We start from the raw sequence: 24,134 nt of genomic DNA, 5'->3' as shown, positions 1-24,134 counted from the left end.
ATGCTGGATACCCTCCCTGCACGTCCGGAGCAGAACCGGCAAACCCGGCCGACTTCGGAACTACTCGTCTAGTTGACGTTGACGCCGCTCCAGGCCGCCGCCACCGCGGTGTACTCGGCGCTGCCGGCGCCGTACAGGTCGCGGGCCGCGTTGAGGGAGGCGGCGCGGGCGCCCTTGTAGTTGGTGGTGGAGGTCATGTAGACGGTCAGCGCGCGGTACCAGATCTTGGCGACCTTCTGGTTGCCGATGCCGGCGACCGAGGAGCTGTTGCAGGTCGGGCTGTTGTAGGTGAAGCCGTTGATGGTCTTGCTGCCGCTGCCCTCGCTGGCCAGGTAGAACCAGTGGTTGCCGACGCCCGAGGAGTTGTGCACGTCGAGCTTGCCGACCGAGCTGCTCCAGCAGTCCGCCGAACGGCCGTCCAGCGAGGGCTTGTCGAAGCGGCGCAGCCACGGCGGGGTGGACTGGTCGCTGAACAGGTAGTCGGGGGTGTCGATCGCGTTGTTGGCGTACCACTCGACCATCGTGCCGAAGATGTCGCTGGTGGACTCGTTGAGGCCGCCGGACTCGCCGCTGTAGCGCAGGTTGGCGGTGGCGCTGGTGACGCCGTGGGTCATCTCGTGGCCCATGGTGTCGAGGTCGACCTGCTCGGGGTCGGTGGTGCCGTCGCCGTCGCCGGTCATCATGCAGAAGCAGCTGTCGGACCACTGGGCGTTGTCCCAGTTGGTGCCCACGTGGACGAAGACGGTGGCGCCCTTGCCGTCGTTCTTGATGCCGTTCCGGCCGAAGGTGTTCTTGTAGTAGTCGTACGTCCAGGCGGTGTTGGCGTGGGCGTCGACGGCCGCGGTGGAGCGGTCGGTGGAGAACTTGCGGCCGTCGCCGAAGACGTTGGTGGCGCTGGTGAAGGCGGTGCCCGAGGTGGCCTTGACCGAGCTCGACGACAGGTTGTGGGCGTCCTTGGTGACGTGGCCGCGGACCGGGTCGGTCAGGGTGTAGCCGCCGCTGACCGGGGTGGTGCCGACGGTGACCGTGCCGGTGTACTCGGAGTTGCCGGTGCCGGAGGCCTGGTGCTCGGCGTCGTAGGCCTCGATCTGCTGTCCGGTGGTGGCGTCGGTGACGACGACCCGGCCGGCCGGCTGGCCGTGCTCGCCGGTGCCCTCGACGGTGGTGCGCCAGGCGAGCCGGGGGGTGCCGTCGGCGGCCCAGACGACCAGCTCGGGGGTGCTGACGGCGTCCCGGACGTCCGGGGCGGCGGACAGCGCGTTCGCGGCGCCGGACTGCGCGGGCACCTTCGGGACGGTGGACTTCACGGCGGCGTCGTGGGCGGCCGCGCGGGAGGTGTCCTTGAGCCGGCCCTTGGCGTCCTGGTGGACGACGAGGTCGCCGCCGACCACCGGCAGGCCCTGGTAGGTGCGGTCGAAGCGGACGTGCGAGGTGCCGTCGGCGTCCAGGACGACGTCCTTGACGACGAGGTCCTGGCCGGCGCCGAAGCCGAACACCGAGGTGTTGTGGGTGACGTTGGCGCGGGCCTGGGATATCGCGGCCGCGCGGGGGTCGGGCGCGGCGGAGGCGGTGGCGGCGGGGACGGTCGCGCCGGCGAGGGCGGCGACGACCGCGATCGCTCCGGCCATGCGGACACGGCGGGAGGAGGTGGTGGGGGTCACTCTGACTCCAGTGGGGGTTAGCTGCAGGGAAAGGAGCTGGGTCAGAGATTGACGGCGGTCAGTCAGGTACAGCTAGAGGAAAGGTCATAACTTTGCCAAGTCGTGTCCTTGGACATTCAAAAATGATCAGAAGTTAACAAGCGCTCCACAGCGCCGTCGTGACGACCGACTACGCCCCGCCCCGGCCCGCCGGGCCCTATGCTTCCGCTCCATGGACGGATGGGTGGGGGCCTGGACGGGCGGCCGGGCGGCGGTCCACGTCGGCGACGTCGCGGACTTCAACGCGCAGTTCCTCGCCCCGGGCACGGACGGGCCGCAGCGCGCCCGGCGGCTGCGGCAGGCGCACCACTACGCCTGCCTGGCCGTCGGCTACAGCCCCGAACCGGCGCTGCTGGTGCTGCCCCACGAGGTCGCCCCGGAGTGGACCGACTGGCTGGCCCGGGAGCTGGACTGGGGCCCGGTCGAGGTGCACAGCGGCGTGGCACCGGACCGGACCATGGCCGAAGCGCTCGCCGACCGCCCCGCGCTGGCCGCGCGGATCGCCGACTCCGGCCGCCCGGTGGTGGGTTGGGGCCGCACCGCCGCCCAGGGCGAGGGGCCCGAGCTCGCCGCCGTGCGCCGCTACGAGTCCAAGGCCGCCGCGCACGACCTGTTCGCCGCCCTCGCCCCCGCGCACCCGGGCATCCGGCTGCCCCGGCAGGAGCGCCCGGACGGCCGCCGCCGGGCCGCCCGACGGCTCACCGCCCGCGCCGCCCGGGGGCTGACCACCGTAGTGAAGAGCCCGTACGGCGTCGGCGGCTACGGCACTGTCGTGGTCGAGCCCGCCGACCTGTTCGGCGCGGGCGGCGGCGGAGCGCTGCTGCGTCGCCTGGTCCGCACCGAAGTCCTGCCGCCCGACGGCGCGTTGCTGCTGGAGGAGCACGTGGACCCGGGCCCGGCCGCCCGGCTGCGCGACCTCACCTACGACGCCGTGGTCGGCTCGGACGGCACCGTCCACCCGGTCGGCGCGGGCGTCATGGACGTGGCCGGCACCCGCTACCAGGGCGTCACCGTCGGCCCCGGCACGGTGCCCGGGGGCGCCGGCGCGACGGCCCGCCGGTTCGCGCTCGCGGTCGGCGAGCGGCTGGCCGAGGAGGGCTACCGGGGCTGGTACGACGTCGACTTCGTCACCGACCGGCAGCGCCGGCTCGCCCCCACCGAGATCAATCTGCGGCTCACCGGCCCGGCCGTCGCCTTCGTCCTGGCCGCCCGGCTCGACCGGGTGCGCGGCCCCGGCCACCTGGTCCGCACCCTGGACGGGATGCCGCTCGGCGCCCGGCTCGCCCCGGCGGCCCTGCACGACCACCTGGAGCGGCTGCGCCCGCGCTGCGCCCGGCTCGGCGTCACCCTGCTGCCGCTGATCCCGACCGCCTGTCAGGAGCCCGAGCCCGTCGTCGGCCTCGCCCTCGCGGGGCCGGACGCCGAGGGGCTGGACGCGGCCGAGGCGCTGGTCGCCGCCGCGAACCACGGGCTGGCCGGCATGTTCGAGGCGCTCAGATGAGGGGGCCGCCCGGGGGCGTCACCCCTTCCCGGCCGTCCCGACCCTCCGACCTGCCCCGGCGCCGCCCGCCCCGACCGGCGGACGCCAGATGACGAAGCGGATCACCACCAGCGCCGCGAGCATCAGCGGGATGTTGAACGAGAACACCAGCGCCGCCTCGCGCGGCCAGTCGTTCGCCCTGGTGAGCCGGTAGAGGTTGTCCTGCGGCCACCAGTTGACCAGGAGCCAGGTCAGCGCCAGATGGGTCAGCACCGACATCCGGTACGGCCGGCCGAGCCGCAGCAGGGACTCGAAGCCGGTGGTGAGGTAGACGATCCCGGTGCCGAACGCGAGGTTCTCGCACAGGTAGAGCAGCTTGAACAGCAGGTTGTACGGGACGGGGATCCCGGTGACGTCGGTCGAGCCGGGGAAGAGCGCGAAGGTCATGGCCCAGGCCACGCCGGCGAACAGCACGACGACGCAGCCGAACGCCCCGCAGCTGTTCCAGGCGTCCGGGCCCCCGGACCGCCCGCCCCCGGCCTTGCCCCCGCCCTTGCCACCGGCTCGGCCGCCCGCCTTGGCCGAGCGCGGGGCGGTGTGCTCCGGCGGGGCCGGCAGCGGCAGCGCCGCCCGGTCCAGCTTGCCGGCCCGGGTGCGCGGCAGCTCCGGCACCGGGACGACGGCGGCCGGCACCGACCGGCCCTTGAGCTCCGTCCTCAGGTACTGCGAGAGCGACCAGCCGTCCGCGCCGTCCGGCGACCCCTGGGCGGTCACCGCGTAGCCGACCAGCAGGCGCTGCCCCGGCGACGGCTCCACCTCGACGACGGCGGCCTCGCGCACCGCCGGGTGCCCGCGCAGCACGCCCTCGGCCCGCGCCGCTGCCCGGACCCTGGCCAGCACCGTGGTCGCCCGCTCCGGGCCGAGCGGCCCGACCACGGTCGCGGCCCGGGCGGTGAACTCCAGCACGCCGTCGGCCCGGAGCAGCCCGAGGTCGCCGGTCAGCAGCACCCGCCCGTCCGGGTCGTAGTCGGCCCGGACGAAGCGGCGGGCGGTGTCCGTCGGACGGCCGAGGTAGCCGCGGGCCAGGCCGGTGCCGGCGATCGCGATCTCGCCGAGCCGGCCCGGCAGCACCGGGTTGCCGTCCGGCCCCAGCACGTACACCCGGGTGCCGGGGAACGGGCGGCCGATCAGCGAGACCCGCTCGGCGCCCCCGGCGGCGGCGGTGCCCTGGGCGTCGAAGTAGGTGCTGTCCACGGTGGCCTCGGCCAGGCCGTAGACGTTCAGCACCCGGGTGTGCCCGCCGAGCAGGCGCTGCAGGCCCAACTGCTCGTCCAGGTACCACTTGTCGGCGCCGACGGTGAGCAGCCGCACGCCGGGCAGGGCGCCGCCCGTCCGGGCGAGGTGCTCGGTCAGCCGGCGCGCGGTGCGGACGTTCAGCTCCAGTACGGTGATCCGCTCGGCGGCGACCAGGGCGGGCAGCGCGACGAAGTCGGCGGTGCGGTCCACGGTGAGGCCGGCCGGCGCCACGACCAGGGTGGCGCCGGTGCCCAGCGCGCGGATCCAGGTGGCGGTGAAGACGTCGAACTCCGGGCTCGCGGTCTGGAGGATCCGGTCCCCGGCCGTCAGCCGGTACACCTCGCGCCAGCCCTCGTAGGCGGCCAGCAGGTTGCGGTGCCCGATCAGCGCGCCGGTGGGCAGGCCGGTGGAGCCGGAGGTGTAGAAGACGCAGGCGAGGTCCTCCGGGCCGACCTCGGGCGCCGCGAACGGCCCGGACGGCCCGGACGGCTCCGACGGTTCGGGCGCCGCGCCCGGTTCGGGTACCGCGCCCGGTTCGGGCGTCCGCGCGTCCGCGGCCCCGTCGACGCAGACCAGCCGCGCCCCGCCCGCGTCCGCCAGCCGGACCCGGTGGCGCTCCTCGGTCACCACCAGGTCCGGCGCCGCGTCGCCCAGCACGTGCCGCAGCAGCGCGTCCGGCGCGGTCGGCTCCAGCGGCACGAACGCGGCGCCCGCCTTCAGCACCGCCAGCAGGGCCACGTACACCTCGGTGCCCCGGCCCAGCGCGACCGCCGCCCGGCCGCCCGGCGCCAGCCCGTGCCGCGCCAGCCGGGCGGCCAGCAGGTCCGCCCGCGCGTCCAGTTCGCCGTACGTCAGCTCGTTCCCGCCGCAGCGCACGGCCACCGCCGCCGGTGCCCGGCGCGCCTGCCGCTCGACCAGCCCGTGCAGTGTCCCGGCCCGCCCGGCTCCCTCGGCGTCCACGGTCATCCCCGCCTCCCCCTCGTCCCCCTCGCCCCTTCGAAGACACGATCCTCCTCCCAACTCCCGTCGGGCAACAGGGTTCTGGCGTGTCCACCGATCGGACGGCGGGCCCGCCTCCCGGCCGACGGTTGTACTCTGCACGCGGACGGACGGCGCCGGTCCGTCCGGCGCCGCGACGCGACGCGCCCGCACCCAGCCCGGTGCCCTGCCCGGCGCCGCGATCGGAGACCCGAGCCCATGAGCCTGCCCCTCGACGGCCCGCTGCTGCGCACCAGGGACGTGGACGTCGTGCGCGACGGCCGCCACCTGCTGCGCGGGATCAGCCTGGAGATCCGGCCCGGCGAGCACTGGGCGCTGCTCGGCCCGAACGGGGCGGGCAAGTCGACCCTGCTGGCCCTGCTCGGCGCGGTCTCCCACCCCACCCGCGGCGAGGTGGACGTGCTCGGCCGCCGGCTCGGCCGGGTCGACATCCGCGAACTGCGCGCCCACCTCGGGCACGTCAACCCGCGCCACCCGCTGCGCTCGCCGCTGACCGTCCGCGAGGTGGTGCTCACCGGGCACACCAACACCATCGAGCCGGAGTGGCACCGCAAGCCGGGCCCGGAGGTGCTGGAGCGGGCCGAGCAGCTGATCGAGACCCTCGGCATGGCCGCCATCGCCGAGTCCCCCTGGACCACGCTGTCCCAGGGCGAGCGCGGCCGGGCCCTGATCGCCCGCGCTCTGATGCCCAGCCCCCGGCTGCTGCTGCTCGACGAGCCCGCCACCGGGCTGGACCTCACCGCCCGCGAACTGCTGCTGGACAGCCTCGACCTGCTGCGCCACCAGCACCCGGAGCTGGCCAGCGTGCTGGTCACCCACCACCTGGAGGAGCTGCCGGAGAGCACCACGCACGCCCTGCTGCTGCGCGGGGGCGAGTGCGTCGCGGCCGGGCCGGTGGACGAGGTGATGACCACCGGGCTGATCAGCGAGACCTTCGGCCACCCGATCCGGATCAGCCGGCACGAGGGCCGCTGGACGGCCCGGGCCGCCGCCCGCCGCACGCCGGGAAGGTAACGGTTCAGGGGGTGGGTGTGGACGCTCGGACATCCTTACGTAAGGTATGCCTTAGCTAACGACGGGGCGTCGGTCCGCCGACCCCCACCCTCCTTGGCACCCCCATGCCCTTTTCCGTTGGAGCCCGCATGTCCGCCCGTCGCCGTTCCACCGCAGCCGCGCTGCTCACCCTCGCCGTGGCGACCGCAGCCCTGGCCGGCTGTGCCTCCAAGAAGGACGACAAGGCGGGCTCCTCCGACGCGGTCAAGGTGAACGCGACCGACACCGCCTGCGAGGTCTCCAAGACGACCTTCCCGGCCGGGCACGTCGTGCTGGACATCAGCAACAAGGGCTCCAAGACCACCGAGGTCTACGTCTACGGCGACGGCGACAAGATCATCACCGAGCGCGAGAACATCGGCCCGGGCACCAAGGCCAGCATCAACGCCGAGATCAAGGCCGGCTCGTACGAGGTCGCCTGCAAGCCCGGCATGGTCGGCGACGGCATCCGCCAGAAGATCACGGTGACCGGTGCGAGCGGCAGCGCCGCGCCCGCCGACCCGCGCCTGGAAGCCGCCGTGGCCGCCTACCGCACCTACGCCCAGGAGCAGGCCGACGCCACCGTCCCGGCCGTCGAGGCGTTCGCCGCCGCCATCAAGGCCGGCGACCTGGCGAAGGCCAAGTCGCTGTACGCCCCCTCGCGCACCGGCTGGGAGCGCACCGAGCCGGTCGCCGAGAGCTTCGGCGACGTCGACCCCAAGACCGACACCCGCGAGGACAAGGTCGAGGCCGGCCAGCAGTGGACCGGCTGGCACAAGCTGGAGAAGTCCCTCTGGGCGGACGGCACGATCGGCGACGACGAGAAGAAGCTCGCCGACCAGCTGGTCAACGACCTCAAGGACTGGCAGAAGAAGATCCCCGAGGCCGAGATCACCGCGACCAGCATGGCCAACGGCGCCAAGGAGCTGCTGGACGAGGTCGCCACCAACAAGATCACCGGTGAGGAGGACCGCTACAGCCACACCGACCTGGCCGACTTCCAGGCCAACGTCGAGGGCGCGCAGAAGGCCTACGAGCTGCTGAAGCCGGTCGCCTCCGAGAAGGACCCGGAGCTGGCCAAGACGCTGGACTCCGAGTTCGCCGCGATCAACGCCCTGCTCGCCAAGTACAAGCAGGCCGACGGCACCTTCACCTCCTACGACAAGGTCACCGAGGCCGAGCGCAAGGCCTTCTCCGACGCGGTCAACTCGCTCGGCGAGCCGCTCTCGAAGCTGGCCGCCGCCGTGGTCGTCAAGTAACCCGGCCACGGGTTCCCGCACCACCGCACCACCGCGCCACCGCTTCACCCGCGCCACCGCTGCACCGGGCCACCGCCCGACCACCCGCACGACCACCGCACCGACGCCGTGGCGGCCGAGACCGGCCGCCACGGCATCCGTGAGTCGGCACGGTCCGGCCGGCCGAGCGGTTCCGCGGCACCCGGAGCAGTCCAGTAGCACCCAGAGCAGTTTCAGTACCGAGAAGGGCCCGCCCGCCGATGGACGCCGAGAACGAGCAGCAGAACGGGACGCCGGCCGCCACCGACGCCGCCGCGACCAGGGGCGCGGTCAGCCGACGCGCCGTCATCGGCTGGGCCGGCGCGGGCGTCGCGCTCGGCGCCGCCGCCGTCGGCTCGGTCGCCGCGGCCACTCGGCAGGACGACCCGGACCCGGCGCCCGCCGCCCCGGCCGGCGCCGAGGTGCCCTTCTACGGCGAGCACCAGTCCGGCATCTCCACCCCGGTCCAGGACCGGCTGCACTTCGCCGCCTTCGACGTCTCCGAGAAGGCGACCAGGGAGTCCCTGGTGAAGCTGCTCAAGGAGTGGACCAAGGCCGCCGCCGCGATGACCGGCGGCCGCGAGGTCGGCACCGGCGCCGCCACCGGCCTGCCCGAGGCGCCGCCGGACGACACCGGCGAGGCCCTCGGCCTGCCCGCCTCCCGGCTCACCCTCACCATCGGCTTCGGGCCGAGCCTGTTCGAGAAGCCCGGCCCGGACGGACAGCCCGTGGACCGCTTCGGCCTGCGGGCCAAGCGGCCCGAGGCCCTCGTCGACCTGCCGAACTTCAAGGGCGACAAGCTCGACCCGACCCGCAGCGGCGGCGACATCTGCGTCCAGGCCTGCGCCGACGACCCGCAGGTCGCCGTGCACGCGATCCGCAACCTGGCCCGGATCGGCATGGGCACCGTCAACATCCGCTGGTCCCAGCTCGGCTTCGGCAAGACCTCCTCCACCACCCCGGACGCGCAGACCCCGCGCAACCTGATGGGCTTCAAGGACGGCACCCACAACATCGCGGGCAACGACACCGCGAAGCTCGCCGACCACGTCTGGGCCGCCCCCGGCGACGGCCCCGAGTGGATGACCGGCGGCTCCTACCTGGTCGCCCGGCGGATCCGGATGCACATCGAGACCTGGGACCGCGCCTCGCTCAAGGACCAGGAGGACACCTTCGGCCGCACCAAGGGCGAGGGCGCCCCGTACGGCAAGCCGAAGGAGCACGACGCGCCGGACCTCAAGGCGATGCCCGCGACCTCGCACGTCGCGCTCGCCCACCCGGACGCCAACGACGGCCTGATGATCCTGCGCCGCGGCTTCTCCTTCACCGACGGCACCGACGGCCTCGGCCGCCTGGACGCCGGCCTGTTCTTCCTCGCCTACCAGCGCGACACCCGCAAGGCCTTCGTGCCGCTGCAGAACCGCCTGGCGGCGAGCGACAAGCTCAACGAGTACATCCAGCACGTCGGCTCCGCCCACTTCGCCTGCCCGGCGGGCGTGCGCAAGCCGGGGGAGTGGTGGGGCCAGGCCCTGTTCGGCTGACCCCGCGACCCCCTCGTACCACCTCGACACCCCAGGAGCCCGCGTGTTCGGCAACTACCTGATCGGCCTGCGCGAAGGCCTCGAAGCCAGCCTGGTCGTCTGCATCCTGATCGCCTACCTGGTCAAGACCGACCGCAAGGACAAGCTGCCGCCGGTCTGGCTCGGCGTCTGCGCCGCCGTCGTGCTCTCGATGGCCTTCGGCGCGGTGCTGCAGTTCGGTTCCAACCAGCTCACCTTCGAGGCCCAGGAGGCGCTCGGCGGCACGCTGTCGATCATCTCGGTCGGCCTGGTGACCTGGATGGTGTTCTGGATGCGGCGCACCGCCCGGCACCTGAAGACCGAGCTGCACGGCAAGCTGGACGCGGCGATCGCGATGGGCACCACGGCCCTGGTCGTCACCGCGTTCCTGGCCGTCGGCCGCGAGGGCCTGGAGACCGCGCTGTTCATCTGGTCGGCCGTGCAGGCCACCGGTGACGGCTGGAACCCGCTGATCGGCGCCGCGCTCGGCCTGCTCACCTCGGTGGTGCTCGGCTGGCTCTTCTACCGGGGCGCGCTGAAGATCAACCTGGCCAAGTTCTTCACCTGGACCGGCGCGATGCTGGTCGTGGTCGCGGCCGGCGTCCTCGCCTACGGCGTGCACGACCTCCAGGAGGCCGGCTGGCTGCCCGGCCTGCACAGCCTGGCCTTCGACATCTCCAGCACCATCCCCAAGGACAGCTGGTACGGCACCCTGCTGAAGGGCGTGTTCAACTTCCAGCCCGACCCGACCGTGCTGCAGATCGTGGTCTGGCTGCTCTACCTGGTGCCGACGCTGGCCGTCTTCTTCAACGTCCTCGGTGGCGGCGGCAAGGCCAAGCCGGCCAAGCCCGTCACGGCCACCCCGGCCGCCTGACCCGACAGCCCGCCCGGCGCCGGCGCCACACAGCCCCGGCGCCGCACCGCATCGCACCGAACCGCCCCGTCCGGCCTTCCGCCGGGCGGGGCGGTTCCGTCATGAGGGGCTGTTCCGTCATGAGGGGCGGTTTCGTCATGTCACAGCCGGAACCGGGCCGCCCGCCGGGGTCGTGCTGGGGGGAGAACCCCCGACTACCCACCCGTGGGGGGCCGTGACGCGCGGGAGCCCCCGGGGCGGTTCGACCGAACCGCCCCGGGGGCTCCTTCCGTACGTCCGGGCTACGCGCTCTTGATCGCGTCCAGGATGTCCAGCCTGGACGCCCGGTAGGCCGGCCAGAGGGCGGCCAGCAGGCCGATCACGGCGGCGGCGAGCAGGAAGCCGGCGGTCTGCACCGGCGGCACCACGGTGGTGATGCCCTTGAGGTCGTCCGCCAGCGTCCGGACGCCCGCCCAGGCGACCAGGATGCCGAGGCCGACCCCGACGAGCCCGCCGAACAGCGCGATCAGCAGCGACTCCAGTCGGACCATCCGGCGGATGCCGAGCCGGTCCAGGCCGATCGCCCGCAGCATGCCGATCTCCCGGCGGCGCTCGAACACCGACATCGCCATGGTGTTGACCACACCGAGCACCGCGATGACCACGGACATGCCGAGCAGCCCGTACATCATGTTCAGGATCCCGTTGAGCATCTGGCGGTTCTCCGCCTTGATGTCCTTCTCGCCCTTGATCGCGATCAGTGGGTTGCCGCCGGTCGCGTCGCGCAGGGCCTGCTTCAGTTCGCCGGTCGGGCCGTTCGCGCCCTTGACCAGGACCTTGTCCAGGCCGGAGCCGGGCAGCGCGTGCGGGCCGACCACGGCGTCGGGGGCGACGATCCCGGCCAGCACCGAGTTGGCCTCGATGACGGCGCCGACGGTGAGCGAGCCCTTGCTCCCGTCGGGGTAGCTGACGGGGAGGGTGTCGCCGACCTTGTGGCCGTTGTGCTCGGCGTTGCCGGAGCTCACCATCAGCCGGCCCTGCTTGAGGGCGTCCGCCGAGCCTTCCTTGACCTTGACGGTGACCAGCCGGTCGATGGTCGTGGCGTCGACCACCGTCAGCCACTCGGTGCCCGAACCGTCCGAGCCGTCCGAGCCGTCCGAGGCCTCCGAGCCGTTCGAGGCGTCGGAACCCGCCGAGCCGTTCGCGGCGCCCGCGCCGGTCTTCACCGGGACGGTGCGCACCACGCTCGTCGCACTGACACCGGGCGCCTTGGCGATCTGGGTGGCGGCCTCGGGGGAGAGCATCGAGTAGTTCTCCATGGTGACCGCGTAGTCGGCCTTGAGGTCGTTCGCGGCGGCGTCGTCCACGGCCTTGTTCACCGAGGCGCCGACCACGGTCAGCGAGGTGATCAGGGTGACGCCGATGGTCAGCGCCGAGGCCGTGGCGGCCGTGCGGCGCGGGTTGCGGACGGCGTTCTCCTTGGCCAGCTTGCCCGGCGTGCCGTAGACGGCGCGCAGCAGCGGGGTGAACAGCGCGATCAGCGGCCGGGACAGCAGCGGGGTGAGGACGAACACGCCGATCAGCAGCGCGCCCGCGCCGAGACCGACCAGCTTGACCTCCTTGCCGCCCACACCGGCCGCCAGCGAGCCCGCGCCGGCCAGGGCGAACAGCAGGCCGAGGGTGTTGCGGACCACCAGGCTCTTCTGGGTGGCGGGCTGCTCGGCCGAGCTCATCGCCGCCACCGGCGCGATCCGGGAGGCCCGGCGGGCGGGCAGCCAGGCGGCCAGCACGGTCACCAGCACGCCGACCGCGATCGCGGTGATCACCGTGCCGGGCGCGACGATCAGCGGGCCGTCCGGCAGGTTGGCGTCCATCGGGCCGTTGAGGAACGCCTTGAGCCCGACGGAGATCCCGATGCCGGCCAGCAGACCGGCGACCGAGGCGGTCAGGCCGACCAGCAGTGCCTCGATCAGCACGGAGCGGGTGATCTGGCGGCGGGTCGCGCCGACGGCGCGCAGCAGGGCCAGTTCCTTGGTGCGCTGGGCGACCAGCATGGAGAAGGTGTTGGCGATGATGAAGATCCCGACGAACAGCGCGATGGCCGCGAAGCCCATCAGGAAGGCGCTCAGGACCCTGGTGCCCTGCTTGATCATCCGGTCCTGCTCGTCGGCGAGCTCGCGGCCGGTCTTGGCCTCGATGTTGTCGCCCTGCGGGACGGTCTGCTTGACGGCGGTGAGCAGCGCGGCGTCGTCGGTGCCCGGCTTGGACTTGACGTCCAGCTCGGCGAAGCGGCCCGGGCTCAGGTAGAGCTGCTGGGCGGTGGCCGTGTCGAAGGCGGCCAGCGAGCCGCCGGCCGTGACGCGCGGGTCGTTGGTGTGCAGGGTGCCGGTGAGCTTGAGTTCCATCACCGGGCCGTTGACGGCGACCCGGACGGTGTCGCCGACCTTGTAGCCGCCCTTGTCGGCGGTCTTGGTGTCGAGGGCGATCTCGGTGGCGTTCTTCGGGCCCCGGCCCTCGGCCAGCGGGTAGCGCGGGTCGGTGCCGTCGGCGCCCGGCACGTAGTTGGTGCCGGTGGTGGAGAAGCCGTTGCCGATCAGCGCGCCCTTCTTGTCGGCGATGCCGGCGAAGCCGCTGACCACGCCGCGCGCCTCGGCGGCGCCGGGCAGCGCGGCGACCTTGGCGCGGGTCTCCTCGGTGAGGGCCGGCCCGGTGGCGGCCCGGCCGCCGTGGTCGTAGCCGCGGCTGCCGGCCTCGCGGTCGCTGACCGTGACGGCGATGTCGGTGTAGCTCTTGGAGTTCTGGGTCCTGAGCGCCTCACCGAGGGTGTCGGAGAAGACGAGCGTGCCGGCCACGAAGGCGGTGCCGAGCATGACGGCGAGCGTCGTCATCAGCAGTCGGCCCTTGTGGGCGAGCACATTGCGCAGTGCGGTGCGGAACATGAGGGGTTGTCAGTCCTGGGGTACTCGGGGGACGGGTGGCCTCGGGGCCCTCGCGGGCCGGCGTCGGGTCAGCTGGTGCGGCCCTTGGCGTCGAAGCGGCGCATGCGGTCCAGGACGGTGTCGGCGGTGGGGTGGTGGAGTTCGTCGACGATGCGGCCGTCGGCGAGGAAGACGACGCGGTCGGCGTAGGCGGCGGCGACCGGGTCGTGGGTGACCATGACGACGGTCTGGCCGAGTTCGCGGACGGAGTTGCGCAGGAAGGAGAGGATCTCGGCGCCGGAGCGGGAGTCGAGGTTGCCGGTGGGCTCGTCGGCGAAGATGATGTCGGGCTTGCCGGCGAGGGCGCGGGCGCAGGCGACGCGCTGCTGCTGGCCGCCGGAGAGCTGGGACGGGCGGTGGCTGAGCCGGCCGGAGAGGCCGACGGTGTCGACGACGCGGTCCAGCCACTCCTTGTCGGCCTTGCGGCCGGCGATGTCCATCGGGAGGGTGATGTTCTCCAGCGCGGTCAGCGTCGGCAGCAGGTTGAAGGCCTGGAAGATGAAGCCGATGTGGTCGCGGCGCAGCTGGGTGAGCTGCTTGTCCTTCAGGCCCACGAGCTCGGTGTCGCCGATGGTGGAGGAGCCCGAGGTGACGGTGTCGAGGCCGGCCATGCAGTGCATGAGGGTCGACTTGCCGGAGCCGGACGGGCCCATGATCGCGGTGAACTCGCCCTGGGGGAAGGTGACGCTGACGTTGTCGAGGGCGACGACGCGGGTCTCGCCCTCCCCGTAGACCTTGTTCAGGCCGGTGGCGCGGGCTGCTGCCAGGCCGGTGCGGACGGCGGTTGCGGGGAACGTCACGTGAACTCCTGGGACGTGATGCGGATAATCGGGTTCCGTTCCATCCTCCCAAGCTGTTCGAACGCGATGCGTATGCCGACGGGACGGCAGGCCCCCGCCGACCCGGTGGTCCGGCGGGGGCGCTCTCCTCCTCAGGTATGACACCGACCCTGACGGCCGGTGGCCGGCGACCCCGGAGCCAGTGGCTCCCGACTCCGGGGGCCGGGGGCTCCCCGCTACTCCACCGCCACGCCGAACGCCGTGGCCAGCCCGGTCAGACCGTTCGTCACCGCCCGGCCCGACGGGCTGAACTCCCAGCCGCCGTCGGCCCGTCGGAAGGCGCCGAGCAGCATCGCGGAGTCCGGCACCCCGCCGGTCGTGCCCGCCCACGCGGCCGGGCCGCCCGAACCCGTCCCGTACGCGGCGGCGACGGCCAGCCCGAACACGTAGCCGAGCGGCAGCGCCGGCGGCTCCTCCTCCTCGGTGGAGACGGCGACCACCACCTCGTCGACCGCGGCCGGCAGCCGGTGCAGGTCCAGGGTCAGCCGGGCCGCCCGGGTCGGCTCACCGGGCACCGACCGGGTCGGGTGCAGGCGCACCGCGCCGTCCGGATCCTGCGGACTGTTGAAGAACACGAAGTGCTCGTCGCTGAGCACCCGGCCGTCGGCGCACAGGAACGCGGTGACGTCCAGCTCGACCGGGTCCCCGCCCGCCGTCCGGCTCTGCCAGCTCACCGTGAGCGCGGTCTCCCCGCCCGCCGGCGCGGCCTCCGCCTCGGGCACCGCGGCCGGGGCCGGGCCGCCGCCCAGCCGGCCCCGCAGCCCCTGCTCCGCCAGCAGCCCGACCAGCTCCGGACCGCTCACCAGGGTCAGCGGCTTGCCCTCGATGTAGCTGTACGAGCCGCGGCCGAAGCCCGCCGTGGTGACCAGGATGCCCTTGATCGCGCCGTGGTGGCGGACGGTGGACTCCAGGTCGCGCACGGCCGTCGGCGGGACGGTCTTCTTGTAGCGCTTCGCCTGGATGACGATCGTGCCGCCGGTGACCGGGTCCAGGTCCTCGGCGACCACGTCCACCCCGACGTCGCCGCTGCGCGCCGTGGTCATCACCCGGAAGCCGCGCAGCCGGAACAGCTCGGCGATCAGCTCCTCGAACTCCAGCGGGTCCATCTCGAACAGGTCTGGTTCGTCCTCGCCGCCGTGACCGGCCAGGCTCCCGCCGACCGACTCCGGCCGCCGGTCGGGACGCACCTCGTCCAGCCGCTCCGGGCGCGCCGACAACCGGCCGCCCAGGCCCTGGAAGCACTCCAGCGGGGCCACCCGGTCCAGCGCCAGACCGGCGAACCCGGCCCGGGCCGCCGACAGCGTCGACACGAAACGCTCGGCCTCCCGGCCCGTCGCCGGGTCGATGCCCAGCACGAAGCCGTTCAGCACCACCGAGTCCAGCAGCCCGTCCCGGTCCGCCCGGAACAGCTCCGCCACCACCCGCAGCGCCGACTGCGCCAGCACCTCCCGGTACAGCGCCTTGCGCTCCGTCGCCGGGCGGGCCACCTCGGCCTCGCGGTCGTCCGACTTCACGTACCGCACCCGGGCGGCGGCCGGCACCACGTCAGGCCCGGGCAGCTCCCAGTTCACCACCAGCTGCCGGCCCGCCGCGTCGAAGGCCGCCACCAGCCGGTGCGGGAAGCCCTCCGGCCACGCCGCCGAGGCGTACAGGCCCGCCGTGAAGTACTCCTGCACCGCCTCCGGCTCGCCCGCCCGCAGCCGCCGCAGCAACTCCTCGGTGCGGGTCCCGCGCTCCTCGTCCTGGCGGCGGAACTGCTCCGCCCAGGCCAGGTAGTCCCGGTGGTACGCGGCCAGCCGGCGCTGCCGGTCCGCCTCCCGGGCCTGCGCGGCGTACCAGTCCTGCTCGAACCGGGCCCGCGCCTGCGCCAGGTACTGCTCGTACTGCCGCCGCACCCCCGGGTTGCGGGCCTGGACCGGATCCGGCGGCGGCACGAAGTAGCCCGCCGACGCCTGGTCCGGCATCTCCACCGGCTCGCCCAGCGGCCCCGGATCGAACGGCGGCACCGCGCTCGGCGCCAGCAGCGCCTGCGGACCGAACGCCGGCGCGGCCAGCCCGGCGGCCAGCAGGCCCCTCAACTCCTCGACCCGGGCGTCCAGCTCGGCCGTCCGCCGGGCCGCCTCCGCCTCCCGCGACTGCTGGTGGGCACGCTGTGCCTCCCGCTCGTTGCGGGCGCTCGCCCGCTGCGCCTCGCGCTGCTCGCGCTCCCGCCGACGCTCCTCCGCCGCCTCGGCGCGCCACCGGGCCTCGTCCCGGCGCTGCTGCTGCCGCTGCGCCTCCGCCCAGATCGCCAGCACCCCGCTGCTCCGCCGCCCCGACACCGTCCGTCCACCCCATTCGCCTCGCTGCCGACCCCGGCCGCGCGTCGTCGCCTCCCGGCCACGCCGCCGACCGCGCCCGCCACAATAGAACGTGGGCACCCCACCCGGCCACGCGCCCGCGACCTGCGGGGCGCCTCGGCGATTGTCGGCGCCGGTGCGCACGGGCGGGCGGCCGCGGCGCGGCGCCGGGTTCAGGGCCGGCGGCCCCGGAAGGTGCGGCGGAGGTCGTCCACCCAGGCGTCGGGGTTCTCCCAGGGGATGAAGCGGCCGCCGCGTTCATGGGCGTCGCGGTGCTCGCCGTCGAGCACGGCCGTCGCCGGCGGGGCGGGCGGCAGCCTGTCCGGATCGCGCGTGCGCGGCGGCGGAACCGGACGGATCCGGTGACCGGGGACGGCCTGTCGGTGGCGCCGGGTAGGCTCGCCGGTGACCGACGGCAGGGAGAGACGTGACGATCGCAGCGCCGCACCCGGAGCGGCCCGCGGGCTGGATCTCCACCGGCCTGAGCTGGCGGGACGGCCGTGCCGTGCTCGGTGCCGTGCACGGCACCCGGGTGCACGAGCGCGCCGTCGAGCGCGGAGCGGAGGTCGGCTGGTTGCTCCGCGGCCCGCGCCGCTGCACCGGGGCCTGGCTGGTCGGGGCGGTGGAGCGCACCCCGTGCCCGCACCACGCGGTGATCGACCCGGACGGCGGCGCGACGCAGTGCCCGGCCTGCCAGAGCGTGGACCGCGGCCTCGCCCTCGCACGGGACCAGATCCTCGACGACGGCCGCACCTACCTGCTCTACCTCGCCTGGTTCGGCGAGGGCCTGCTGAAGGTCGGGCTGACCGCCGAGCAGCGCGGCGACAGCCGGCTGCTCGAACAGGGCGCGCTGGCCTACGCGTTCACCGCGCGGGGCGCCCTCCCGGCGGTCCGGCGCGCCGAACTCACCGTCGCCGCCTCGGGTCTGGCGCGCGAGCGGTACACGTCCCGGCTCAAGGCCGACCACTGGTGGTCGCACGGGGACGTCCCGTACCGCCGCTCGGTGCTGACCGAGGCCCGCGGCCGGGCGCACCGGCTGCTGGACGGCCACGCGGTGGAGCGGCTCGCCGACCGCCCGGTGGTGGACCACGTCGAGCGCTACGGCCTCGCGGGCGGGGCCCCGGAGGCCTACCGGGAGATCGCCGGGCTGACCGACGGCGCGGTGCTCGCGGGCTGGCTCCGGGCGCCGATCGGCAAGCACCTCTTCCTGGACCAGGCCGACGGCCCCGGCCCGCTGCTGCTGGACACCCGGCGGCTCACCGGCTGGACGCTCACGCCGGTGGCGGGCCGCCCGTCCGAGGGGCTGACGCTGCGCGAGCGGGTCCGCCCGCCGGAGCCGGACACCCAGGAAGCCCTCTTCTGATCCCGGCGGCCGCTCCCGACCGGCAGGGTTGTGGACCGTCGGACGTGCGTCCGCGCGGAGTTCGACGGGCCGGGCGGTCGGGTCAGCCGCTGATCAGGGCGAGCAACTGGTTCGCCAGGCCCAGCGCCGGGGCGGCGATCTCGCCGATGCGCTGGGCCAGGCCGGCCAGCAGGTAGAGCGTGTCCTGTCGCAGGCTCCGCTCCTGGGCGGCGGGTTCGGTCAGCACCGGAAGGGCCGCGGCGAAGCGCCGCCGGTCCTCCTCGCGGACCCGGCCGTCGTGGGCCAGCTCCGCGACCGCGGCGGCGAGCTGGGCGAACAGCCGGACGGCCTCCGGCGGCAGCGCCCGGTCACCGGCCGGGCCGCTGTTGTGCTGGATGCCGATGTTGTGGTCGCCGTGGATGTCGACCCGGTCGCCGATGTGGACGTGCGGGGCGTGCCCGAAGCCGTCGCCGAGTCCGTCGCCGCTCATTTGCTGACCCCCGTGTTCCCCTGGCCGCCGTAGATGTTGACGCTGTCGCCGAAGTGGTAGCGCCGCAGGTCGACGACCACGCTGCTGACGAACTGCTGGAACTCGATCTGCGGGTTCTCGATCGCCTGCGTGATGGCGGCCTGCAACTCGAACGCGGACTCCGCTGTCGGCCAGGCCAGGAGCGCGGTCGGCGGCCCGGCCGTGTCCACGGTCAGCGCGTGCAGACGTGGCTGGACCAGGACCGGCAGGGTGTCGGCCACGAAGTAGGCCACCACGAGCAGCGTCGCCACGGCGATGATCCAGCCCGAGCCGGAGCTCCCGTCGTTGCCGTAGGAGCTCGACGAGCCGAGGCTGCCGGAGGCGTTCGCGATCGCCAGGAGCCCGAGCGCGGCCAGCACGATGCTCCCCGCGACCTTGAGGAACCGCATGACCGCGGCCGGCCGGTTCGCGACGATGACGGTGGTGCTGACCCGGGCGATCGTCGCCAGCGGGTAGGCCGCGTTGCCGACCCAGAGGATCCGCTTGGTCACGGCCACCCGGATGGTGGCCCGGCCGACCGAGGCCGACAGGCCCGGGACCGGTACCGCCCCCGCCGGAGGCGCCGACGGCGGAGGCGGCGACGGCGGCGGTGGCGGCATGAACGGAGTGGACCCGGTCTGGCCGACCCGATGCGAATCAGCCGGATCGATCGGCTGCATGGACATTCCCCCAAGGCTGTCGAGCGCGGGACGACAATAAACCAGCACTCTCCGCGATCGCACAAGCGCTTTGTCGAAAGCGGTATCTGACGGCCGGTCGGCGCCTCCGCCCGGGCGGGCCCCGGGTGCTCAGGCCAGCTTGCTGCGCACCCCGCCCGGGCCGGACCGGGCCCGGCGGGACTGCGGCGGACGGGACGGGCGGACGTCGGCGCGCGGGGCCGGTTCGGCGGCCTCGGCGACCTGCCGGGCGAGCGCCGCCCGGGCGGCGGCCAGGGCGACCCGGGCCAGCAGCGGGTCCTCCCGGACCCCGGCCGCCCGGTTGGCGTCCTGGCAGCCGGTGCACCAGACCGGCGAGGCCGGACCGTCCGGGTACACCATGTCCTCGGGCGGCAGGTAGTGCCCACCGCACTCGACGCACTCGAAGACCAACCTCATCCGACGATCACCGTCCCGGATCCGTGGCACCGACCGCACGGCGACCAGAATTCGTGGACCCTGGGCACCATGCTTCCTTCCTCGTCCAGTTCGACCGTTGCCTCGGTCTTCTGGGTCCCCCCGGACCCGCCGCAGCCGGCGCAGGACTGAACCTGGGGCATATGCCGTCCTTCCCTGGCGGAGCACCACCGTAGCGCGGTTTTCGGCCGGGAAGCACCGCTCGGGCCGATCCACCACCCGTACGGGGAAAGGGAGATGACCGTGCACGGTCGGCTGCACGTGCACGTGCACGGCCATGTGCCGGCCATGCGTCGGCCCCCCGCGACGAGCACCGAACGCGGGGGGCCGATGGCCGGCGGATCCGACCGTATGCGGGGGAGCGTCAGCCGCGGGCGGCCCGCAGGAACTCCCGGTTCATCGCCGCGATGCTCGGCAGCGGAATGCCCTTGGGGCACGCGGTCGCGCACTCGCCGGTGTTGGTGCAGCCGCCGAAGCCCTCGGCGTCCATCGCCCCGACCATGTTCCGCACCCGGGCCGACCGTTCCGGCGCGCCCTGCGGCAGCACGCTGAGGTGCACGACCTTGGCGGAGGTGAACAGCATCGCCGAGCCGTTCGGGCAGGCCGCCACGCAGGCGCCGCAGCCGATGCACTCGGCGTGCTCGAAGGCGGTGTCGGCGGCCTCCTTGGGGACGGGCGTGGCGTGCGCCTCCGGGGCGCTGCCGGTGGGGGCGGTGATGTAGCCGCCGGAGCCGATGATCCGGTCGAAGGCCGAGCGGTCCACCACCAGGTCCTTGACCACCGGGAAGGCGGCCGCCCGCCACGGCTCGACGTCGATGGTGTCGCCGTCCTCGAAGTGCCGCATGTGCAGCTGGCAGGTGGTGGTGCGCTCGGGGCCGTGCGCCTCGCCGTTGATCACCATGCCGCAGGCGCCGCAGATGCCCTCGCGGCAGTCGTGGTCGAAGGCGACCGGCTGGTCGCCGCGGGTGATCAGCTCCTCGTTGAGGGTGTCGAGCATCTCCAGGAAGGACATGTCCGGGCTGATCCCGCTGACCCGGTAGGTGGTCATCGACCCGGGTGCGTCCGGGCCCGTCTGGCGCCAGATGCGCAGGGTGAGGTTCACGCGTAGCTCCGCTGGGTGGGGTGGACGTGCTCGAAGTCGAGGTCCTCGCGGTGGAGGACGGGCGGTTCGCCGGTGCCGGTGAACTCCCAGGCGGCGGCGTAGGTGAACTCCTCGTCGCGCCGGGCGGCCTCGCCGTCGGGGGTCTGGCTCTCGGTGCGGAAGTGGCCGCCGCAGGACTCGGCGCGGTGCAGGGCGTCCAGGCACATCAGCTCGGCCAGCTCGAAGTAGTCGACGAGCCGGTTGGCCTTCTCCAGCGACTGGTTGAGCTCCTGCCCGGTGCCGGGCACCTTGATCCGGCGCCAGAACTCCTCGCGCAGCAGCGGGATCCGCTCCAGCGCCCGCCGCAGCCCGGCGGCGTCGCGGGCCATCCCGCACTCGTCCCAGAGCAGTTCGCCGAGTTCGCGGTGGAAGGAGTCGGGGGTGCGGTCGCCGTCCACCGCGAGGATCAGGTGGAGCCGGTCCTCGACCTCGGCCGCGGTGTCGGCGAGCACCGGGTGGTCGGCCGGGACGGCGGGCAGCGGGTTGCGGGCCAGGTAGTCGTTGAGGGTGGGCGGCAGTACGAAGTAGCCGTCGGCGAGGCCCTGCATCAGCGCGCTGGCGCCGAGCCGGTTGGCGCCGTGGTCGGAGAAGTTGGCCTCCCCGATCGCGAACAGGCCCGGGACGGTGGTCTGGAGGTCGTAGTCGACCCAGAGCCCGCCCATCGTGTAGTGGATCGCCGGGTAGATCCGCATCGGCACCCGGTACGGGTCCTCGGCGGTGATCCGCTCGTACATCTCGAAGAGGTTGCCGTACCTGGCCTCGACGGCGTCCCGGCCCAGGCGGCGGATCGCGTCGGCGAAGTCCAGGTAGACGCCCTGGCCGCCGGGGCCGACGCCGCGGCCCTCGTCGCAGACGTTCTTGGCCGCCCGGGAGGCGATGTCGCGCGGCACCAGGTTGCCGAAGGCGGGGTAGATCCGCTCCAGGTAGTAGTCCCGCTCCTCCTCGGGGATCTCGGCCGGCGGCCGGGTGTCGCCCTGCGCCCTGGGCACCCAGATCCGGCCGTCGTTGCGCAGCGACTCGCTCATCAGGGTGAGCTTGGACTGGTGCTCGCCCGAGCGCGGGATGCAGGTCGGGTGGATCTGGGTGAAGCACGGGTTGGCGAAGTGCGCGCCGCGCCGGTGCGCCCGCCAGATCGCGGTGGCGTTGGAGTTCTTGGCGTTGGTGGAGAGGTAGAAGACGTTGCCGTAGCCGCCGGTGGCGAGGACGACGGCGTCCGCGGTGTGGCTGCTGATCTCGCCGGTGACCAGGTCGCGGGCGACGATGCCGCGGGCCCGGCCGTCGACGACCAGCAGGTCCAGCATCTCGGTGCGGGCGTGGAGCTCCACGTTCCCGGCGGCGATCTGCCGGGAGAGCGCCTGGTAGGCGCCGAGCAGCAGCTGCTGGCCGGTCTGGCCGCGGGCGTAGAAGGTGCGGGAGACCTGGACACCGCCGAACGAGCGGGTGTCCAGCAGGCCGCCGTACTCGCGGGCGAACGGGACGCCCTGGGCCACGCACTGGTCGATGATCTCCACCGACACCTGGGCGAGCCGGTGCACGTTGGACTCGCGGGCCCGGAAGTCGCCGCCCTTGACGGTGTCGTAGAACAGCCGGCGGATCGAGTCGCCGTCGTTGCGGTAGTTCTTGGCCGCGTTGATGCCGCCCTGGGCGGCGATCGAGTGGGCCCGGCGCGGGGAGTCCTGGAAGCAGAACTGGACGACGTGGTAGCCCTGTTCGGCCAGGGTGGCGCCGGCCGCGCCGCCGGCCAGGCCGGTGCCGACCACGATCACGGTGTGCTTGCGCCGGTTGGCCGGGTTGACCAGCTTGGCGTCGAACCGCCGCTGGTCCCAGCGCTGCTCGATCGGCCCGGCCGGGGCCTTGGCGTCGGCGACCGGCTCGCCGACGGTGTAGTCGAGGTAGCTCATTTGACGACTCCGAACATCACGGCCACGGGGACGGACAGGAAGCCGACGGTCAGCACCAGCGCCAGGCCGTCGGCGGTCAGCTTGAGCGCCCGGTCCCGTCGGGCGTTGTTGGCGCCGAGGGTCTGCGCGGCGCTCCAGAAGCCGTGCCGGATGTGCAGGCCGACGGCGAGCATCGCGACGATGTAGATCAGGCAGGAGTACCAGTTCCCGAACGAGGCCACGATGTTCTGGTACGGGTGGCCCTCCTGGGCGGCCGGGTTCACGGTCAGCGTGGTGAGGTCGAGGATGTGCCAGACGATGAACAGCGCCAGGATCACCCCGCCCCAGCGCATCGTCCGGGTCGCGTAGCTCGCCCGGCGGCGCTTGTGGACGTACTTGCTCGGCCGGGCGGCGAGGTCGCGGCGGCTGAGCTGGTAGGCCGAGACGCCGTGCAGCACGACGGCGGCGAGCAGGCCGAAGCGGGCGATCCACAGGAACCACGCGTGGCCCAGGAACGGCTGTCCGATGGTCCGCAGCCAGGCCGCGTAGCCGTTGATGTCGTCCGGGCCGGCGAACACCTTGAGGTTGCCCAGCATGTGTGCGACCAGGTACAGCAGCATGGCCAGTCCGGTGACGGCCATGACCGCCTTCTTGCCGACGGTCGACCGCCAGAGCGTCGCCAGGGTGGACGGATGCCGGGCCGTCCGAGTCGCGGTTGTCATGGCAGCAACGGTAGGGACGGCCGCCAGGGTGCGTCCAAGACATGATGCGGCTCACCACGATAGGCCTAGGCTATCGATGCGGCCTATCCTGGCCGTGTGCAGCTCCAGCAACTCCGCTACTTCCTGGCCGTCGCCGAGACCCGGCACTTCACCCGGGCGGCCGAGGCGGCACACGTCGCCCAGCCGTCCCTGTCGCAACAAATCCGTTCGCTGGAGCGGGAGTTGGGTGCCGAACTGTTCCACCGCACCCGGGGCAACATCGCCCTGACCGACGCCGGGGACGCCCTGCTGCCGCTGGCCCGGCGCATCCTCGCGGACACCGAGAGCGCCCGGCTCGCCGTCCAGGAGACGGTCCAGCTGCGCCGCGGCAGGGTCCGGCTCGGCGCGCCGCCGAGCCTGTGCACCAGCCTGGTGCCGGACGTGCTGCGGGTGTTCCGGGACCGCTACCCGGGGGTGGCGCTTGGGGTGCGCGAGGGCGGCTCGCGCGACCTGGTGCGCTGGCTGGCGGCGGGCGAGCTGGACCTCGCGCTGATCATCACCCCGCCTCGCGGGGAGGCCGCGCCCGCCCTCGCCGTCACCGAGCTGCTGCACGAGGAACTGGTCCTGGTCTCCGCCGAACGGCAGGCCCGGCGCAGGGCGCGGGTGGCGGAGCTGCGGGGGCGCCCGCTGGTGATGTTCCGGGAGGGCTACGACGTCCGTGAGGCGACCCTGGCGGCCTGCCGGGCGGCCGGGTTCGAGCCGGAGTTCGCGGTGGAGGGCGGCGAGATGGACGCGGTGCTCGGCTTCGTCCGGGCCGGGCTCGGGCCCGCCGTGGTGCCCGGCATGGTGGCGGCCCGCTCGGGCCTCGCGGTGACGCCCTTCGCCGGGCCGGGCCTGGGCCGCACCATCGCCGTGGCGCACGGCCACGAAGTACCGCTCACCCGGGCCGCCGAGGCCCTGCGCGACACCCTCCTGGCACACCTGCGCGACGCCGCCCGCTCGGGCGAACTCCCCCCGGGGACCCGCCTGTTGCTGTGACGGGGAGGGCCGCCGGACGCGGCCCTCCCCGTCGGTCGC

At 73.7% G+C, this 24,134-nt stretch carries 18 protein-coding genes; 7 read left to right on the top strand and 11 right to left on the bottom strand.

Features of this window, described 5'->3' with window-relative positions; genetic code table 11:
- Positions 1 to 68: 68 nt before the first annotated feature.
- Positions 69 to 1,628 carry a M4 family metallopeptidase gene (locus ACFQ6N_RS27065; RefSeq protein WP_380654219.1) on the bottom strand — a complete coding sequence of 520 codons (1,560 nt, stop codon included), beginning with the start codon at positions 1,626 to 1,628 and terminating at the stop codon, positions 69 to 71.
- Positions 1,629 to 1,872: 244 nt separating this feature from the next.
- Here ACFQ6N_RS27065 and ACFQ6N_RS27060 point away from each other — a divergent pair, with 244 nt between their 5' ends.
- Complete coding sequence (locus ACFQ6N_RS27060) at positions 1,873 to 3,201, top strand: hypothetical protein (RefSeq protein ID WP_380654159.1); 1,329 nt, start codon at positions 1,873 to 1,875, stop codon at positions 3,199 to 3,201.
- A gap of 18 nt (positions 3,202 to 3,219) precedes the next feature.
- Here the strand turns inward: ACFQ6N_RS27060 and ACFQ6N_RS27055 are convergent, their stop codons facing one another.
- Positions 3,220 to 5,442 (bottom strand): AMP-binding protein, encoded by a 2,223-nt coding sequence (locus tag ACFQ6N_RS27055; RefSeq protein WP_380654157.1) that lies wholly within the window; start codon positions 5,440 to 5,442, stop codon positions 3,220 to 3,222.
- Between the two features lie 231 nt (positions 5,443 to 5,673).
- Here ACFQ6N_RS27055 and ACFQ6N_RS27050 point away from each other — a divergent pair, with 231 nt between their 5' ends.
- The 4 genes from ACFQ6N_RS27050 to efeU all read left to right on the top strand — a co-directional run bounded on the left by ACFQ6N_RS27050 (position 5,674) and on the right by efeU (position 10,217).
- A complete protein-coding gene (locus ACFQ6N_RS27050; RefSeq protein ID WP_380654155.1) occupies positions 5,674 to 6,489 on the top strand; it encodes an ABC transporter ATP-binding protein in 816 nt (271 codons plus the stop codon).
- Positions 6,490 to 6,617: 128 nt separating this feature from the next.
- A complete protein-coding gene (efeO, locus tag ACFQ6N_RS27045) occupies positions 6,618 to 7,766 on the top strand; it encodes an iron uptake system protein EfeO (protein WP_380654153.1) in 1,149 nt (382 codons plus the stop codon).
- A 239-nt stretch (positions 7,767 to 8,005) separates the two neighbouring features.
- Entirely contained in the window at positions 8,006 to 9,325 is a 1,320-nt protein-coding gene (gene efeB / locus ACFQ6N_RS27040; protein ID WP_380654150.1) for an iron uptake transporter deferrochelatase/peroxidase subunit, read from the top strand.
- Positions 9,326 to 9,368: 43 nt separating this feature from the next.
- A complete protein-coding gene (gene efeU, locus ACFQ6N_RS27035; RefSeq protein WP_380654147.1) occupies positions 9,369 to 10,217 on the top strand; it encodes an iron uptake transporter permease EfeU in 849 nt (282 codons plus the stop codon).
- 281 nt (positions 10,218 to 10,498) lie between these two features.
- On the opposite strand, the gene ACFQ6N_RS27030 is transcribed toward efeU, so the two are convergent.
- The 3 genes from ACFQ6N_RS27030 to ACFQ6N_RS27020 all read right to left on the bottom strand — a co-directional run bounded on the left by ACFQ6N_RS27030 (position 10,499) and on the right by ACFQ6N_RS27020 (position 16,310).
- A complete protein-coding gene (locus ACFQ6N_RS27030; RefSeq protein ID WP_380654144.1) occupies positions 10,499 to 13,135 on the bottom strand; it encodes an ABC transporter permease in 2,637 nt (878 codons plus the stop codon).
- Between the two features lie 68 nt (positions 13,136 to 13,203).
- Positions 13,204 to 13,974 carry an ABC transporter ATP-binding protein gene (locus ACFQ6N_RS27025; protein ID WP_380654142.1) on the bottom strand — a complete coding sequence of 257 codons (771 nt, stop codon included), beginning with the start codon at positions 13,972 to 13,974 and terminating at the stop codon, positions 13,204 to 13,206.
- Positions 13,975 to 14,189: 215 nt separating this feature from the next.
- Positions 14,190 to 16,310, bottom strand: coding sequence for a restriction endonuclease (locus tag ACFQ6N_RS27020; RefSeq protein ID WP_380654139.1), 2,121 nt, complete (start codon positions 16,308 to 16,310; stop codon positions 14,190 to 14,192).
- A gap of 469 nt (positions 16,311 to 16,779) precedes the next feature.
- Here ACFQ6N_RS27020 and ACFQ6N_RS27015 point away from each other — a divergent pair, with 469 nt between their 5' ends.
- Complete coding sequence (locus tag ACFQ6N_RS27015) at positions 16,780 to 17,715, top strand: DUF2797 domain-containing protein (protein ID WP_380654137.1); 936 nt, start codon at positions 16,780 to 16,782, stop codon at positions 17,713 to 17,715.
- An 82-nt stretch (positions 17,716 to 17,797) separates the two neighbouring features.
- Here the strand turns inward: ACFQ6N_RS27015 and ACFQ6N_RS27010 are convergent, their stop codons facing one another.
- From ACFQ6N_RS27010 to ACFQ6N_RS26985, 6 genes are all read right to left on the bottom strand, one after another.
- Positions 17,798 to 18,184 carry a hypothetical protein gene (locus tag ACFQ6N_RS27010; protein ID WP_380654134.1) on the bottom strand — a complete coding sequence of 129 codons (387 nt, stop codon included), beginning with the start codon at positions 18,182 to 18,184 and terminating at the stop codon, positions 17,798 to 17,800.
- On the bottom strand, positions 18,181 to 18,714 hold the full coding sequence (locus tag ACFQ6N_RS27005; protein ID WP_380654132.1) for a DUF6232 family protein: 534 nt from the start codon (positions 18,712 to 18,714) through the stop codon (positions 18,181 to 18,183). Before ACFQ6N_RS27005 ends, ACFQ6N_RS27010 begins: the two co-directional genes overlap by 4 nt.
- Before the next feature lie 297 nt (positions 18,715 to 19,011).
- Positions 19,012 to 19,317 carry a hypothetical protein gene (locus tag ACFQ6N_RS27000; protein ID WP_380654130.1) on the bottom strand — a complete coding sequence of 102 codons (306 nt, stop codon included), beginning with the start codon at positions 19,315 to 19,317 and terminating at the stop codon, positions 19,012 to 19,014.
- A gap of 382 nt (positions 19,318 to 19,699) precedes the next feature.
- Positions 19,700 to 20,437: a succinate dehydrogenase/fumarate reductase iron-sulfur subunit gene (locus tag ACFQ6N_RS26995; protein WP_380654127.1), complete on the bottom strand. Its 738-nt coding sequence runs from the start codon at positions 20,435 to 20,437 to the stop codon at positions 19,700 to 19,702.
- Complete coding sequence (locus tag ACFQ6N_RS26990) at positions 20,434 to 22,377, bottom strand: fumarate reductase/succinate dehydrogenase flavoprotein subunit (protein WP_380654125.1); 1,944 nt, start codon at positions 22,375 to 22,377, stop codon at positions 20,434 to 20,436. Before ACFQ6N_RS26990 ends, ACFQ6N_RS26995 begins: the two co-directional genes overlap by 4 nt.
- On the bottom strand, positions 22,374 to 23,078 hold the full coding sequence (locus ACFQ6N_RS26985) for a succinate dehydrogenase cytochrome b subunit (RefSeq protein ID WP_380654122.1): 705 nt from the start codon (positions 23,076 to 23,078) through the stop codon (positions 22,374 to 22,376). Before ACFQ6N_RS26985 ends, ACFQ6N_RS26990 begins: the two co-directional genes overlap by 4 nt.
- A gap of 96 nt (positions 23,079 to 23,174) precedes the next feature.
- On the opposite strand from ACFQ6N_RS26985, the gene ACFQ6N_RS26980 reads away from it, so the two are divergent.
- Positions 23,175 to 24,095 carry a LysR family transcriptional regulator gene (locus ACFQ6N_RS26980; RefSeq protein ID WP_380654120.1) on the top strand — a complete coding sequence of 307 codons (921 nt, stop codon included), beginning with the start codon at positions 23,175 to 23,177 and terminating at the stop codon, positions 24,093 to 24,095.
- Positions 24,096 to 24,134: the final 39 nt, after the last annotated feature.

Source organism: Kitasatospora sp. NPDC056446 (assembly GCF_042796115.1).
In the GTDB taxonomy this organism is placed as follows: domain Bacteria; phylum Actinomycetota; class Actinomycetes; order Streptomycetales; family Streptomycetaceae; genus Kitasatospora.
The sequence above is the reverse complement of the archived record's forward strand: the minus strand, read 5'-3'. Positions and strand labels throughout refer to the sequence as shown.